15 protein-coding genes are annotated in these 15974 nt (G+C 39.5%); 8 read left to right on the forward strand and 7 right to left on the reverse strand.

Translation table 11 applies throughout. The features are described from left to right. Window positions 1-166 precede the first annotated feature (166 nt). Both ACM0OW_RS09750 and ACM0OW_RS09755 read left to right on the forward strand, forming a co-directional pair. Complete coding sequence (locus ACM0OW_RS09750; RefSeq protein ID WP_414550015.1) at window positions 167-619, forward strand: DUF2267 domain-containing protein; 453 nt, start codon at window positions 167-169, stop codon at window positions 617-619. Window positions 620-923: 304 nt separating this feature from the next. Beyond that, the gene (locus ACM0OW_RS09755; RefSeq protein WP_414549858.1) at window positions 924-1748 is read left to right on the forward strand and encodes a hypothetical protein; all 825 of its coding nucleotides are present in this window, start codon (window positions 924-926) and stop codon (window positions 1746-1748) included. 77 nt (window positions 1749-1825) lie between these two features. Here ACM0OW_RS09755 and ACM0OW_RS09760 read toward each other — a convergent pair whose 3' ends face one another. Together ACM0OW_RS09760 and ACM0OW_RS09765 are read right to left on the reverse strand one after the other, a co-directional pair. After that, a complete protein-coding gene (locus ACM0OW_RS09760) occupies window positions 1826-2851 on the reverse strand; it encodes a tetratricopeptide repeat protein (RefSeq protein WP_414549859.1) in 1026 nt (341 codons plus the stop codon). 98 nt (window positions 2852-2949) lie between these two features. After that, window positions 2950-3579, reverse strand: a complete 630-nt coding sequence (locus ACM0OW_RS09765; RefSeq protein WP_414550016.1) for a sigma-70 family RNA polymerase sigma factor — start codon at window positions 3577-3579, stop codon at window positions 2950-2952. A gap of 195 nt (window positions 3580-3774) precedes the next feature. On the opposite strand from ACM0OW_RS09765, the gene ACM0OW_RS09770 reads away from it, so the two are divergent. Continuing rightward, complete coding sequence (locus tag ACM0OW_RS09770; protein WP_414549860.1) at window positions 3775-4371, forward strand: glyoxalase-like domain protein; 597 nt, start codon at window positions 3775-3777, stop codon at window positions 4369-4371. Between the two features lie 317 nt (window positions 4372-4688). Continuing rightward, complete coding sequence (locus tag ACM0OW_RS09775) at window positions 4689-6905, forward strand: FdhF/YdeP family oxidoreductase (RefSeq protein WP_414549861.1); 2217 nt, start codon at window positions 4689-4691, stop codon at window positions 6903-6905. 217 nt (window positions 6906-7122) lie between these two features. Here the strand turns inward: ACM0OW_RS09775 and ACM0OW_RS09780 are convergent, their stop codons facing one another. Next, window positions 7123-7998: an XDD3 family exosortase-dependent surface protein gene (locus ACM0OW_RS09780; protein WP_414549862.1), complete on the reverse strand. Its 876-nt coding sequence runs from the start codon at window positions 7996-7998 to the stop codon at window positions 7123-7125. A gap of 118 nt (window positions 7999-8116) precedes the next feature. After that, window positions 8117-8494, reverse strand: coding sequence for a hypothetical protein (locus tag ACM0OW_RS09785; RefSeq protein ID WP_414549863.1), 378 nt, complete (start codon window positions 8492-8494; stop codon window positions 8117-8119). A gap of 281 nt (window positions 8495-8775) precedes the next feature. Here ACM0OW_RS09785 and ACM0OW_RS09790 point away from each other — a divergent pair, with 281 nt between their 5' ends. The 4 genes from ACM0OW_RS09790 to ACM0OW_RS09805 all read left to right on the forward strand — a co-directional run bounded on the left by ACM0OW_RS09790 (window position 8776) and on the right by ACM0OW_RS09805 (window position 12033). Further along, window positions 8776-9708, forward strand: coding sequence for an NB-ARC domain-containing protein (locus ACM0OW_RS09790; protein ID WP_414549864.1), 933 nt, complete (start codon window positions 8776-8778; stop codon window positions 9706-9708). After that, complete coding sequence (locus tag ACM0OW_RS09795; protein WP_414549865.1) at window positions 9708-11141, forward strand: tetratricopeptide repeat protein; 1434 nt, start codon at window positions 9708-9710, stop codon at window positions 11139-11141. Before ACM0OW_RS09790 ends, ACM0OW_RS09795 begins: the two co-directional genes overlap by 1 nt. A 144-nt stretch (window positions 11142-11285) precedes the next feature. Continuing rightward, window positions 11286-11594, forward strand: a complete 309-nt coding sequence (locus ACM0OW_RS09800) for a hypothetical protein (RefSeq protein ID WP_414549866.1) — start codon at window positions 11286-11288, stop codon at window positions 11592-11594. Then, window positions 11584-12033 (forward strand): hypothetical protein, encoded by a 450-nt coding sequence (locus tag ACM0OW_RS09805; protein ID WP_414549867.1) that lies wholly within the window; start codon window positions 11584-11586, stop codon window positions 12031-12033. The genes ACM0OW_RS09800 and ACM0OW_RS09805 overlap by 11 nt, the downstream gene beginning before the upstream one ends. A gap of 104 nt (window positions 12034-12137) precedes the next feature. On the opposite strand, the gene lysS is transcribed toward ACM0OW_RS09805, so the two are convergent. The 3 genes from lysS to ACM0OW_RS09820 form a co-directional block, all read right to left on the reverse strand. After that, a complete protein-coding gene (lysS, locus tag ACM0OW_RS09810; RefSeq protein WP_414549868.1) occupies window positions 12138-13823 on the reverse strand; it encodes a lysine--tRNA ligase in 1686 nt (561 codons plus the stop codon). A 112-nt stretch (window positions 13824-13935) separates the two neighbouring features. Continuing rightward, window positions 13936-14349 (reverse strand): hypothetical protein, encoded by a 414-nt coding sequence (locus ACM0OW_RS09815; RefSeq protein ID WP_414549869.1) that lies wholly within the window; start codon window positions 14347-14349, stop codon window positions 13936-13938. Window positions 14350-14937: 588 nt separating this feature from the next. Next, window positions 14938-15897 carry a M48 family metallopeptidase gene (locus tag ACM0OW_RS09820; protein ID WP_414549870.1) on the reverse strand — a complete coding sequence of 320 codons (960 nt, stop codon included), beginning with the start codon at window positions 15895-15897 and terminating at the stop codon, window positions 14938-14940. Window positions 15898-15974: the final 77 nt, after the last annotated feature.

Consider the following 15974-nt stretch of genomic DNA (forward strand, 5'->3'; position numbering starts at 1 on the left):
TGACTTCATTAATCCCCAAGAAATTAGCAATAATCCTTTACCTCACTTGATTAGCTTTAAAAAAGCAGAATTGACAGAGAAAGGTGAGAAAATGCTCAAGAAATTGGAGGCGAATCCACCTGAAGGTTTAAAAGCAGGTTCATCAGTTCCCATTGCTACCAAAGATATGCCTTTCTTAGAAAAGGTGATGTCAAAAAGTGGTTTAAACGATATTTTCGACGCTAGAGACCTGACAGAAGTAATCTATAGGGTGATGCGCGACTTAATGACCACAGCAGCCGCCGACCGAGTAGAAGAGGAACTACACAAACCAGTTGAAACCACTAATGATAAATCGCTACAAATGGAAATTGCCGATTTGTGGCATGATACAAATCCAATTGTGGGATTTTTGAGTCGGGTGCGTCCACCTTGGCAAGGGCCTGGTATTTTTAAAATTGATAGCGATCGCTTCTTATTTAGAGTAGCAAATGAAGGCGGAATGCCACCCAATGTAGATCGTGAAAAAGTGGTAAAAGCTGTATTTTCTGCCACTAAAGATGAATTATCACCAGAAAGAATTCAAGAAATTGCTAGTTGGCTACCAGATAAAGTTCGCCAACTCTGGGAAGAAGCTTAAAAAATTAGCAATAAGTTACGAACATTAAGATCCCCGACTTCTTCAAGAAGTCGGGGATCTGAGTTTACCGGTGTTTGCTAATTATTTGTTATTTAATAACCTCAGCCTTGCGATTGAAATAAGAGCTTAAGTTTATATTGATTACGGTACTCTAGTTAGATTTAATAACTCAAGTTAATTGCTATATTTTAAGTATCTGGTGATTTAAAATTTATTATCCCATATTTTAGGATTGTCTTACCTAATTTAAATAGATTGAAAAATTTTTAAGGCAAGAAAAGTTAAGATGTTTTAGGAGTGAATTATGAATAAACATACCCAAAAGATTCGCAAGTATGCTGGATTATTCGGTGCTATTTGCGGCGGATTGCTGATTAGTGCGCCAGCAATTTCTCAAAGGGCTGTAGCACAGCGACCAACTTCTCAAATCAATCCTTGTCCTAGTATTTATTACGAAGAACCACACAATAGCCGAATTTTAGTGCCACAGGGATGCCCTCCCAATGCCCTAACGCGAAAATTAGCAGCACAAGGGATGCTTCCACCTCTTACCACCCCTACCCCTGCGCCTAGTCAGATACCGTTCAGTGTGGGCGGTGAAGCACCTGATTCAGCCCCTCCCGGACTTAATCCCTGTCCACGTATTTTCTACGAAGCACCACACAATAATCAGGTATTAGTCCCAGAAGGATGCCCTCCCAATGCTTTTACACAAAAACTGCAAGCACAAGGTATTTCTCCTAGCCCAGTTGTGCCGGCGCGTCCACCAGTTACCGGAATTCAGCCACCTTTACCAGAACAACAACAACCACCTAGTACCCAGGTTGCCCTTGCTAATGGTAGGGTAAATATCCGCCTAGTCAATGATAGTGGGGCTGAGGTGACTTATGAGGTGGTTGGTGATACACCAGCGCGATCGCTTGAGGGTAAATCAGACACGATGCTGCGAAATTTAAACGCACCGGTAACTTTGACATTCTTCCGTAAAGATGGCGGATTACTTCAAGTAACTCCCCAACCTTCTGCGGAAACAGGAATGATTGAAGTCAGATTGAACGCCACAACTGATGTAATGCAGGATAAAAATACAGTACGAATTCAAGAGGATGGTACAGTTTTCTTAAATTAGAAACACGCCCCTAACCCCTCCAGTGCAAGCAAGCGGAGGAGGGGAGAAAGATTCAATTACGAATTACGAATTACGAATTACCGCTTGAGCATTTGAGTCAATCTATCAATTAATTGCACTTCGGTTTTGTTATCTTCAAGAGTTCGTGCTAGAACAATCGCCCGTTCATAAAAATTACGGGCAGTTTCGTAATTACCTAGCTGCTCGTATAAATGAGCATAAGATTCAAAAGATTTTAATTCTTCTCGGAAACTTTGTAATTCCTGGGCAATTGCTAACCGTTGTTCTAGTAAATCAAAGGCACGTTGATAACGTCCGACAGCACTGTGGGAGAATACTAAACCATCAATTGCGCGTAATTGATTAGCGCGATCGCGGCTAGCTTGAGCAATTCGCAATGCTGCCCCATAAGTGCCAATTGTCTCTTGATAATCTCTGGCTTCTAAGTAAGCATCACCTAAATTATTCAGCGTATTAGCTTCACCGATGGGATCACGAGTTTTACGGCGGAAGGTTAGGGCAGTTTCATAGAGTTTAATGGCTTTGTTATATTCTCCCTGTCTGATTGCTACCAAACCTAAGTTACTTAAAGATAGTCCTTCGCCTTCAATGTTTTTGACATGACGCGCAATTGTCAAGGCTTCTTCGAGGGTTTCACCTGCGGGTATGGGTTCACCTTTCCGCAATAACAAGGTGCTGAGATTATTTAAGCCAAAAATTTGACCTTGAAAGTCTTTTGTATCACGAGCGATCGCTAACCGGCGGCGCAAAGCATCTTCCGCTTCTTTGAGGCGATTTAACTGGATATAAGACATTCCCAGCAAATCATAAGTCAGTCCTTGCGCCCTGAGATCACCAATCGCGTGATAAATTTCCAATGCTTCTAAACCGGATGTCACGGCTTTATCAGCAAATCCCAAAGCAGATTGTTGTTCACCAATACGCAGCAATGTATCAGCTTGTTCTCTAGATTGTTGCCGACTCGAATTATTCGCAGGACGGTGGAGTTGTTGCGTAATATCAGCCGCACGTGCCACTGTAGGACTGAATAAACCAATAAAAACTAAAGCGTAACACCCTGGTAATAAATGCCGTTGTTTCATAAAATTTACCGATACAATTGCGGCTTTAAGTAGAAGGTTTCCCAAGCAGAATTCATTTTCTTAAATGAAGACTAGCAGTTTACGTATTTATATGTAGGTTATGATTGTACCAAGTCTTCGCCCAAGTAGATGACACGAATATCTGCGGGTAGTTTGTCCTCTAGCATAGAATAGCCTTCCTGAAGAAAATTGGCTACTTCGAGAGGCGATATTTTTTCTCCTTCGGCTTGCAAGTAAGCAGCAATTCTCGTTTCACTCCAGTGGAAAGTTTGAGCCATTAAAACTATTAAGCGCAATATGGGTGGTAGTTGGTCTAAAGCCTGTTCTACATAGCACCATAGAGGTGGCGAAGTATCTGAAAGGGAATAATGAATTGATTCGGTGGGTGGTAGTTGAATCTCGTTGATACAGAAAGCGGTGATATTAATTAGCCAATTTTGCAAAGTTAAAGCTTCTGGGCTAGATGAGGGATCAGCTAAATTGAGTCCCCCAAGTTCGTAGTAGATATGTTTCCAAGTCAGGGCGAATAAATAATCTGCTTGCACAGGCGATCGCGCTGAATGCTGAATCAAGGTGTAAACTATGGGGCTATAACGGCAAAAAATCACCGTAAAATACTTGCCAGCATCGGGATAACTCTGAAATAAATCCAGCAGTTCCTGATCATTGTGATGGAACAGCGACTTCACTAGCGGGTGATTAGCTTCGGGAAAATGGGGAATTTGCATAGCTTGAGAGTGGATAGTAGTTAAAATAGTATTTTTCATCCCAACGTTGTGCTTATCTGTATAAAATCCAGGTCTTGGTCTGTTAAGTACTCAAACTCAGACTAGTTTAGTATTGATAAACTAGGAACAAGGACTTAAATTTAGTTCTATCGACAATAATAAAAGCGCTCCCTTATAGAATTTTTTGGTTTGTTCATGGTTATAGCAGTTAATGTGATGCCTTTCTTATTCGCCCCTCTGACTTCAGGCTCTTTTTTATCTTCCTTGCCCTTGGATAGCTTATTTTCCACCCAAGGCATTATGGTGATGTTGCTGGCGGCTTATGCTGGCGCTATGTGGATGTTCCTCACGAGTGCGCCCAAAGTACACACTGTGATGGTGTCTGACTTGGAAATTGCCCGACAGTTATATGAAGGGCTACTAGATTTGCCAGCTGCCGAAGTACCTTTGCACTACTACTACAACTACGAACAAACTTTAGGTGCGACTGGTATTGATCCACTGTATATGTCTACCAGCCCCAGTTGGTCTAATAAGGTGATGAATAATGCTAATGATGGGTTGTGGTATCAGATGAAGAAAAACACCCAGTTGCACGTCATTACAGGGGCTAGTTTGGGTAATAAAAATCAGCAACGTCATGTTTGTTTTGACCGCGACTGCTTGGATCTGATTTTATTACGAGTGGAAATGCGTGGTTTAAAATTTAAAATTCGCAACCAAAAGCCGCTCAATTTTTTGGTTAAGGACTATGAAGGACGCGTGATTGAAATCGCTGAAGTCGCAAATTAGTTATTTTGGGTGTTTCAGGTTTAATCTGATTAACACCCCATTTTTTTATATAAAAGAACGAACCGCCAAGTCGCCAAGTGCGCCAAGTGAAGAAGGATGTACACCTCACACCAATATGAAACTGAATTAAAATTGATATAAACCTTGTCCATCATGAAAAGTGGAGTTTTTGTCATTGCGACGTAAGGAAGCAATCTCACCATCTTGACTAAAAACTACGGGTCTCAACCTAGACGAGGTTTAGTTAATTCCAAAGTGTTAATTTTCCCAGCTTCAACTCTCATCGTCAGCAATGGTTATTGTTTCAAGGTGATGTCATGAGTGCTGAAAAAACACCAGATGTCGGCGGCGGAATGCCTGTGATTAAATACTGGGCAGAAAAAACTATTTCTGCTGATGGTGTCCAGGTTTGGCAGAAGTTATTTCACAAAAGTGCTTGTCTTTCCTGCGCGTGGGGGACAGGTGGACAAAAGGGCGGTTTTGTCAATGAAGATGGGGAAGTTTTACAACGCTGCGCTAAAAGTGTAGAGGCGATCGCCTCGGAACTACAAGCCGCAACTACCTTTGAAACACAGTATAATTTATGCCAATTACAAGAATTAAATTCCCAAGCAGCGAATAATTTAGGTAGATTAAGTCATCCTTTAATTTTACGTGCTGGGAGTTCCCACTATGAGCGAATTTCTTGGGATGAAGTTTATCAAATTGCCGAGACAGCATTTCAAAAACCACCACAAAAGTTAGCTTCTTACAGTTCCGGGAGATCATCCAATGAAGCAGCATTTTTGTTACAGTTGATGATGCGATCGCTTGATTCCAATAACCTCGCCGACTGTTCAGATTTGTGTCATGCAGCTTCCACCGTCGGATTAAATCAAATGTTCGGTTCTGGAACTTCCACGGTAAGTTTAGAAAGCCTCAAGCAAGCCGATTGTGTAGTTTTAATAGGTTCCAACGCCCCAGCCAACCATCCCCGGTTAATGAATGAATTAATCAAATTACGGGAAACGGGCGGTAAAGTAATCATTGTCAACCCCACAATAGAAGTTGGTTTAGTCAAATTCTCCTCCCCAGCCTATCCCATCAAATCCTTCCTAGCTGGTGGTTCTGAAATTTCCTCATTGTACCTGCAACCCATACCCGGTAGTGATGTCGCTTTATTTGTCGGTATCCAAAAAGCATTAATCGCCGAAAATTTAATTAAACCAGATTTTCTCCAAGCCTATACCGAAGACTGGGAAAACATTATTCAAAATGCCGAAGCTACCCCTTGGGAAACCATCACAGCAACTTGCGGTATTTCTCAAGCTGAAATTATCGCCGCCGCCCGAATAATTGGCACATCTACAGGCGTAGTATTTGCTTGGGCGATGGGAGTCACGCAACAAGAAAACGGTGTTGATAACATTTATAGCATTGCCAATACAGCCCTGTTAACCGGAAATATCGGCAAACCCGGTGCAGGTACAATGCCGATTCGCGGACACTCAAACGTCCAAGGGTTTGGCTCTATGGGTGTCACCATCAACTTAAAAAAGGAAATTCAGCAAGCTTTAGAAAAACTCCTGCAACGTCCTCTCAGCCGCATTCCTGGCTATGATACCAGGGCATTAATTACAGCCGCAGAGAGGGGAGAAGTTGAGACATTGATTTGTTTGGGAGGAAATCTCTATGCAGCCAACCCAGATTTAAACCAAGCAAAACGCGCTTTAGGAAAAATTGCCACCATTTTTTATGTCGCCACTAAACCCAACCTCGGACATTTTCACGGTTTAGCCCAGCACAATACAATTATTCTCCCAGTATTTACGCGCTTTGAAAATCCCCACAAAACCACCACCGAATCGGGTAATAATTTTGTCCGTCTCAATGATGAGGGAACCACTCATTTAAAAACGGCTGATTTGATTTCTGAAATAGAATTAATTACCGAAATTGCCCATAGAGTTTTAGGAGATACGCCGATAAATTGGCGCAAACTCCAAGACCCAAAATACATCCGCGAACTGATTGCGAAGACGATTCCCGGTTACGAAAAAATTTCCGAAATTGATCAGACAGGCGAAGAATTTACCATTGCAGGTAGGATTTTGGATACACCAAAGTTTGCCACATCAACAGGTAAAGCCAAGATGTTTATAACTACTTTACCAAAGTTAAAGTTACCCAGAAAAGTAGATTTTGGTTTTACAGAATCAACCCCAGGGATTGTATTAATTTTGGGAACAGGAAGAAGTTATGCCCAACACAATACGGTTGTTTATAAAGAGGGGGATTATTATCGGGGAATGCCACACCGTAACTGTATTTTGATGAATGTTCAAGATATGGAAACAGCAGGTTTCAGCGAACATCAACGAGTGACAGTGCAAGGTGACGCTGGCAAATTAGAAGATGTAGAAATTATTTGCGGAGATATTCGCGCAGGTGCAGCGATGATGTTTTATCCTGAAGTAAACGTAATTTTTAAAGCCAAAATTGACCAGATTTCTGGTACACCTGCTTATAAAAGAGTCCCTGTATTTGTTTATTAAAGAACAAGAAAGATCCCCGACTTCTTCAAGAAGTCGGGGATCTGAACCTCGCGCTGTTTACAGTGATTATCTGGGATACTATTTTAGGAATAACAAATAATACAATATTTCAAATTATCTTGTCGGTATGACATTTGATTGCATAAAAAAATAATCCCTTCTTAATTAATTGAAGAGATTATGACATAAAATTATATTTTTGTTGACAACTTAGAAATTAATTCAACAATTTTACACTACGTTTTTGAGATTTTACAAAACTTCCCGCACCGACCATACCGAAAGCTAATAAACCTAAAATTGTTGATGATTCTGGTACGGTTGTCTTTATGTGTGACATAGCGACTATATCATTACCACATTCAGGAGAAAACAAAGTAGTAAACCTACCGTTAGGAAGTAAAGATGAATCAACACTTACTGCTATAGTGTTAAAACCCTCAACACCAAAATAACCAAAATCAAAACCGAGGTCTTTTAAAGCATTAGAATCTAGAAGATTGATATTACCGCGCCAATTTCCAGAATCAATAACATTTAAAATATGTTGACTGGAATCAATTTCAGAAGTATTAATTGGCAAATCTCCCATTGAGGGTGTCCCTCCATTGTCTTTAACATAATCATGATATGCTCCTACATTTGCTAACTTCAGTCCATTAACTGAGGACATAGATTTAGCTACAACATTGTCATAAAAACCTAAAGCATTAACTCCAGCTTCATTATTATCAACAAAACGTATTGCTTTTAAATTACCTTTCTCACTAGCTACATTAAAACTATCTGTGGTAAAGTTCAACAGAATATCTCCTAATGCTACGCGACCATCATCAGCAAAATTAGAGCTAGTTCCTTCTAGAGGAAGTTTAGTAACAATTGAAAAAATAGACTTACCATTCTTTTGTGTGTAAGCCATACCACCAATTTCATATTTAGTTCCGCCAACGTCATTACCACTAACACTGTCGTTTAAAGAATCGACCGCATAATACCAATTATTATGTAAATTGGCAGCATGAACTGCTTTTCCAGAGAGAAGAGATAAACTAAGCCCAGCTAGAATTACACCTGATATTTTGACAATTCTCATGGTCTTCATACTAATTACCTCAAAATTTGACTTGATAAAAAATTCAATGCTGAAATAGAGGCTGGTATAATCAAATAACCAGCCATCAAAAGTTAGTTAGAATCTAACTAAGAGAAAGTTAAGGGTTGAATACAACAGGTAAAGCCACTTTTAATCTTTTGCCTGTTTTTAAATCTTGCACTTCTGCAAGTCTATATAATAAACGCGCTGATGGTGGTGGAGCAACGGTTCTTTCCTGAGTTAAAGCAGGCAACATTTTGATAAGTTGATATCTGTTATTGCTTTGTATGTTCATCAATTGATTATTGTTATCAGTGGCATTTCGATTGATAACAATAGGCATATCAATGATTTCAAATGTTTTGTCTCCTACTTGTAAGGATTCAGCAAAAGCTGGAGAAGCAAAACTTGAAAACATCATAGATACAGCAAAGCCAGCAGATGCCGTTTTGGTAAACATCATCAAGAGTTTACCTATAGAGGTAAGTTGTGTCATAATAACCTGTAGAAATAATTTAGAAACTCCTAACCTTGGTGGGTTAGGTTTTTTTTGCGCTTCAGTTCAAGATTTGGATTGATGATTCAGTGTTGTGTTTGTACTGTCTTCTCAACCAATAAAAACAGTAAACCAAAATCTAACGGAATTGTATACCCACTACAAGTGGGGAGTTGTATAAAAAGAATTGTGGGCAAAAGTGGGTTTTAGTGGGTTTTCTACATAAATAATGCTAAATTTGGGTAATATCTACGTAAAAACAGCCTAAATTCCGCTATAAAATGAATATTGATAATGGCTTAAAATTTGCTCAAGGTCTAATTGAAAACCACACTACAAAACCCCTCAGTGATTCACAGATGACTGTACTGAGGGGTTCTTTAGAGGATAAAAGTTATAAAGAGATATACGACGCATACAAAATTAGCGTATATTATAGTAGAGAAATAGGTCCCCTCTTATGGGAAAAACTTTCTGCGGCTTTGGGTGTGAAAGTTACCAAAAGAAATCTCAGAAGCGTTATCGAAAGACATTTACCTCCTGAAAAACAGCAAATATTTAATGTTGAAAATTTGCCTAGATGTAATGATGAAATAATTTATATTGTTGGACGTGACGAGGCTATTAGCGATATCAACACTCTCGTTAGTCAGCGCAACAAAATCATACTTATTCAAGCAGCCGGGGGGGTTGGTAAGTCAACTTTAGCCAAGGAATATCTAAATACTCAAGGATTTGAGTTAGTATTACAACTCGAAATGGCGAAAGACAAGGAGAATATTACGGCTGTTGAAAGTGTAGTTGAAGAATGGCTGAAACAAGACTTTCAGGAAGAACCAGGAAGAGAATTTGGAATTACCCTCATAAGATTACGACGACAACTGCAAACCCGTAAAGTGGGGATATTAATTGATAACTTAGAACCTGCACTAGATCAACAAGGTAGGTTTATTGAAAAACATAGTCTTTATGTAGAACTGTTGCGGGTTTTGGCTGATTCATCCGTGCAGTCTATCACCCTAATAACGAGTAGAGAACGTTTATCTGATGAGCGTGTCAATGGTATTTGTCCTTATCCTTTATCTGTGTTGGATGTAACTGCATGGGAAGAGTTTTTTACATCTTTCAAAATTAGAATTGATGCTGATACTCTTTCAGCAATGCACAAAGGTTATGGGGGTAATGCGAAAGCAATGGATATCCTCTTGGGGTAATGAGAACAGATTTTGATGGGGATATGGCTGCTTATTGGCAAGAAAATTCTACTTTGGTGGAAACGGAATTAAAAAATTTAGTCGATAGTCAATTTAACAGGTTGCAAACTTTAGATACTGAAGCTTATAAACTGCTTTGTCGCTTGGGATGCTTTCGTTATCAGGATGTACCAAGAGTGTCTAGTGATGCGCTGTTAGCTTTATTGTGGGATGTTCCAGAAGATAAGCAAAGAAGTGTAATTAAATCTTTGCGTAATCGGTGTTTAGTTGAGTTTGAAAAGGGAGAATACTGGTTACATCCAATTATTCGTGAACAGGGGATAGAGAGGTTGAAAAGCAGTGGAGAATGGGAGGAAGTAAATCGGAAAGCAGCCAATTTTTGGACAGAGAATGTGAAGAGTATTGAAACTATAGAGGATGCCAGGAGAGCTTTTGAAGCTTATTATCATTACTTTGAAATTCATGATTATGAGCAATCTGCTAGTGTAATTTTAAAAGGAAGAAATAATAAATGGGAAAGTAATGAATCTTTAGGATATTCATTCTTTAGATTGGGAATATTACAAATTCTGATTTATGTTATTAATTTATTGTTCAAAATTAATGTTGAATTGTCTGATTATCATAGCAGTGAAATTTATAAGCTACTAGGAGACTTGTATTGGTTATCAGGAAATATATCTCAAGCAATAGAATGTCATAATATAGCAATAAATAAAATAAATAAATATTTTACTTATAAAGACATATCATATCAAGCTGAATATAAAATAACATCAGTGAGATTATCTTGTTGGATTAATTTGGGTCTATGTTACTTAGAACTTAAGGAATTAAATAAAGCTCATGTTTTTTTAAATAAAGTTAATTTAGCTGTTGGCGATAATAATTTATTTCATCAATCAACATCTTCCGCATTTTTATTAGCTTTTTTAAATTCATGTTTTGGAGATACAGAATTAGCTTATGATTTTGCACTAAAAGCTGAGAGAGACATCGATTTATACTCAGACAAGCGTGATTCATGGATTAAAGGATATAGCAGAATTTTTCTAGCACTAACCTATAAAAATCTAAAAGATGAAATTAGAGCATTCTCTATGTATAATCAAGCCATTGATTATGCTGAAAATAGTAATTATACTCAAGTTAAAGCAAAAGCATTAACTGGTTTAGCTGAACTATATCGAATACAAGGATACTTTGAAAAAGCACTTTCTAATCATTCGCAATCAATCGAACTATTAGATAAAATCGGTGCTAAATGTGATTTAGCAGAAGCATACTACCAACTAGGTTTAACATATCAAAAAATGGGTGAAACGGAGAACAGCAACACAAGTTTTGATGAAGCTATCCGATTATTCAACGAAATGGAAGCACCCAAGCAAGTTGAGAAAGTGGAAAACTCTAAAAGAGGAAATATTGATTAACTAAACTGAGATTAAACTTATCTATTGCTTTTCCATGAATCTGTTTATATTTAGTGTGTTTATGAATATTCTAGCTATTGTTTATTTATTTTGTCTAAATTATTCATGCTAAAATATGAATTAAAAGCACTCAAGCAATTGAATATGATTCAAATAATTCTCGATGGACTAGAACCCAATCTAGTTGAAAAACTCAAATATCAAGCGCAAAAACATGGGCGAACTCTACAGTCTGAGTTAAAGCTCATTTTAGCACAAGCTGTTGCTGAAATCCCTCAAGACTTGAAACAAGAAAAGTTAATTCCGTTGGAAACATTAGCACAAGAGGTCAAAGAATCTTTAGATAATACAGGATATGATTCACCGGACAAGATTATCCAGTTAATTCAAGATGTCAAAAAAGAAATGGCTGATGAACATTTATTAAAAGCACATAAGCCAAATGATTCATGATATTCCCCAACGTATATTTTTAGATACTAATATTTATATTATTGGAGTGGCTCAGGAGAATAGTAATGAAAGAAAAATATTGGAGTTAGTGGGTTTTCAAGAACCAGCACCTGTAGAAATTATCGTTTCAGAAGAGTTATTTGATCAGATTTTACGTGTATCGAAACGTTTATATGGTAAAGACTGGGGTAGTCAGATTGTTTCTCGTATTTGGCAGAAATTACAAGTTATTTACGTAAGCTTTACTTCTGAAGAATGGCTAAATATAGAAAAATTAGGTTTAATCCCTCGTGAAGATATTGGAGTTTATTTAACTGCTAGCAAGGGGGAAACTCAGTGTTTTGTTTCTGCTAACTATAAGCTAATTCGCTGTTTAGTTCAAGAAACAAAAGAGTTTGAATGTTTAACTCCTGAAGAATTTGTAAATAAATATTTATAAGATTTGTTGTAATCGCTGTTATTTTCATAGGTTTGTACATAGTAAAACTTGTAGAGGTAAGTCTACAAGTTTATGGTTTTTTCTATTAAATTCTCAACTTAGAACTAACTCAATTGTTCATGCTTAAATTTGCCTTTAATCGATTTGTTGAAGTATTGACCTTTAGACGGTGCATTATCTAAGTCTTCCTTGACGCTAGGAGGTACTTTGAAATACTCGTAAACACTGCCACTATCAAATTCAATAGTTAGTGTTTGAGTTTGGGGATTATAGCTAAATTGCCTAATCACGCTGCCTTCTGGCTTAAGTAACGGAAAGGCGATCGCATCCCGAATACTGGCACAATCGGTTAATAACATCACTAACCTATCAATACCAATACCTAAACCACCCGTAGGTGGCATTCCATATTCCAAAGCTGTGATAAAGTCTTCATCAACACCTTGGGCTTCTAAATCACCAGCAGCTTTCAGCGCTGCTTGGGCTTCTAAACGTTCTCTTTGATCCACTGGATCTGTTAACTCCGAGAAACTGTTAGCAGTCTCACGCCCCACGATAAATAATTCAAATCGTTCTACCAAACCCGCCTGAGAACGATGAGGTTTAGCTAAAGGTGAAATTTCTACAGGATAATCAATGACAAAGGTAGGCTGAATTAAGTTTTCTTCTATCTTTTGTTCAAAAGCTGCATTCAAAAGTTTGCCCATTGTGGGGACATCTTCTATACCATGAAGCCCCGCATTTTTACTCGCCGCTTTCGCCTCTTCCAATGTCGAGAAAGAATTAAAATCCAAGCCTGTATATTCTTTAACTAAATCGTGCATCGTCACCCGTCGCCAAGGTGCTGATAAATCTATCGCTGTCCCTTGGTAGGTAATTTGCAGTGTGCCGAGTACTTCTTGGGCAACAGTGGTAATAATTCCCTCTGTCAGCGCCATCATATCGTTGTAATCAACGTAGGCTTGGTAAACCTCAATCGAGGTAAATTCAGGATTGTGGCGAGTCGATACGCCCTCATTCCGAAAAATTCGCCCTAATTCAAACACCTTTTCAAACCCACCGACAATCAACCGTTTTAAATGCAGTTCTGTAGCAATTCGCAGATACAACTGCATATCTAAGGTGTTGTGGTAAGTCACAAACGGACGCGCATCAGCACCACCTGCTTCACTTTGCAAAACAGGAGTTTCAATTTCCAGAAAATCCCGTTCTGTCAAATAGCGACGAATTCCCGCAGTAATTTGGGCGCGACGGCGGAAGGTTTGCCGCACTTCGGGATTAACAATCAAATCAACGTAGCGCTGGCGGTAGCGTTTAGCAACATCCGTTAAACCATGCCACTTGTCGGGTAGAGGCAACAGGGATTTTGTCAGGATGCTGTATTCTTTGACGTAGACAGATAATTCGCCCTTTTCAGTCCGTTTAATCGTGCCTTTGACTCCCAGAATATCACCTGCATCTGTAAGTTGTTTGAGGTGAGCGAAGGCATCGGCATCAGCATCTGCCATGCATTCTTGGATACGGCTTTTCTCTAAGTAAAGTTGAATAGTGCCAGTTTCATCTTGCAGCGTAAAGAAAGCCAATTTACCGAAAACACGACGCGCCATAATGCGTCCAGCAACGGCAACATCTAGATCAACTTCTTCACCACTGGGTAAATCAGCAAATTTTGCTTGTAATTCGGCTGTGTGATGAGTAGACTCCCAACGATAGGCGTAAGGATTAGATCCTAGCTGCTTGAGTTGGTTGACTTTTTCCAGCCTGGCGGCACGGATATCTTCTTCCGACATGGTAAGGGACTAAATAGGGCAAGATATATTATAGATGCTGGAAAAGTTGACAGTCATAGATATTTATGATCTGTGGGCTACTTCAAGAATGCTAGGCGAGTCAATCAAACCTCTAAAGCGAATTCCGAGATGAAATAGCCTGCATTTTCAGGTTAGTAAATTCCATGATCGCATTTACCAGGTCTTTTTGTTCTGGTGGCAGGTTGAGTTTTTTTAAGCCCTGATTGATATCATCGCCAGAACGCATATTGTGAGCCAGTTTGGTTCGCTGGGATGAATTCAATACTGCCCCGATTTCTCGATTTCTTCTCTGACGTACAGCCTGGATTTGTTGCTGTTGTTGCGGTGTCAGGTTAGTATCCGAGAATAAGCTAGCACCAGTAGTTATGTTAGAAAATTGGGCAATAATGATACTAGAAGTAGGATTGATTTGAACTGGTGCAGCCAGGGCAATTCCTGGAATAAAGATCACAAAGAACAGAATACTAGCGAATACGGTTAGCCGTTTAATCAGGTGAATTGCCATATTTTCAAGTGCCTACATCAAATTTTACGCTGAGTGATATTTCAGCAATTTTCCACTGTGTTAGTTAAGGGGACAGCAGTCCACCTAGAAAGTATTATCCAACGTCAGGGAATCTTGAAAGATAAATTATGCTACAGCCTCTGTATATCTGACTTTTCACGGGATTTGGAAAACCTCGCTTCCATTCCTCTCCCCTGCAAGGCTACCGTGTACACACAAGTCTTATCAAGTTGCCTAACAGCGTTTCGATCCCCCCTAACCCCCCTTGAGAAGGGGGGAAAATTTCTTAAAGTCCCCCTTTTTCTACGCCGAAGGCGCATCCCCGAAGGGGTTTAGGGGGATTTAGGGGGATCAGATCACTTGTGTGTACACCGTAGCCCCTGCAAGGGGAGAGGCTTTGAATTTTCCCCCTTCCCTACCAGGGAAGGGGGCTAGGGGGTTAGGTTTCGCTTTGGTTTTTCCACATAACGTGAAAAGTGAGCTGTCTATAGGTAAGGTGCTTACCCTACAAAAATGCTGAAATAATATTTGTAGGGGCGGGTTGACAGATATGATTCGCCATTAACGGGGATATTGCTAAACCCGCCCCTACTCAGATTTTTTCATTTTGTTAATTTCTTGTTGCAATTCTTCAATTTGCTGTCGCAAAGTTTCTACTTCCTGTGGTGAGGTGTCGGCGGCAACATTTACAGCACCGGATTTCGTTCGCTGGTAGTTTCCTTGGCGAATTTGCTTGTACTCTTCTGATACAGCCCACTCTTGTAAATACCGTAAGCGTTCCACAGGGAAAGGATGGCTCAACATCGTACCTTGAGCGCCATTGTAAATCAAGAATTTATATACCTGATTCAGTCCATCGTCATCCAGTGCATGATAGTTTTCTGACTGCTTCATAAACTCCTGTAAACTGCATTCATGAGCATATTTGATACTACCGCCAGAAACCTTCATCATGGATGACATGACAATATTTAAGTCATCCATCACTAACAAAGCCGCCCGATCTGCGGTTAACTCGGCTTTGCGTCGCCATTCAAAAAAGGCATAAATCAAAGCTTGAGAGACAAAATTGCCAATACCGAAGGTTAAATCTCCCAAGGCGGAAGCAGCACTCATCGCCCACATCGCCATTTGAATTAAAATAGTATGACCACATTTAATATGCCCCAGTTCATGGGCTAACACTGCCCGAATCTCGGCTTCGTCAAGTAAGTCTAGTATGCCTGTATTTATGACTATGTAAGGATTCTCTTGCCCCAGGGCATAGCTATTTGCTTGGGGGTTCTGCACGACAAACAAAGCAGGTTCTGGGTAAATGTCCAAATCTCGCACGCATTCGCGGAACATCTGGTAAATAGTGGAATATTGCCGCGGCCCTACTTGGATGGCATTACCCATTAGATAGACTAACTGAGGGCGTTCGTAGACAAATTCCACAAATTTACGAGCTATTAAATCAAATCCCGGTAAATTTCGTAAAGCTTCTTCGGCTTGGCGATCCAGTGGATGCCTGAAGGCTTCGCTGGAGATTCCTTTGTATGTTGGCATAATTTAGGGTAGTAACAACTCATGTCTAGACGTGATGAATCGCGTCTCTACAAGATAATAGAAATGGGGCGATTGGA

Origin of the sequence: Anabaena sp. CCY 0017, from assembly GCF_963920885.1 — a bacterium.
In the GTDB taxonomy this organism is placed as follows: domain Bacteria; phylum Cyanobacteriota; class Cyanobacteriia; order Cyanobacteriales; family Nostocaceae; genus Nodularia.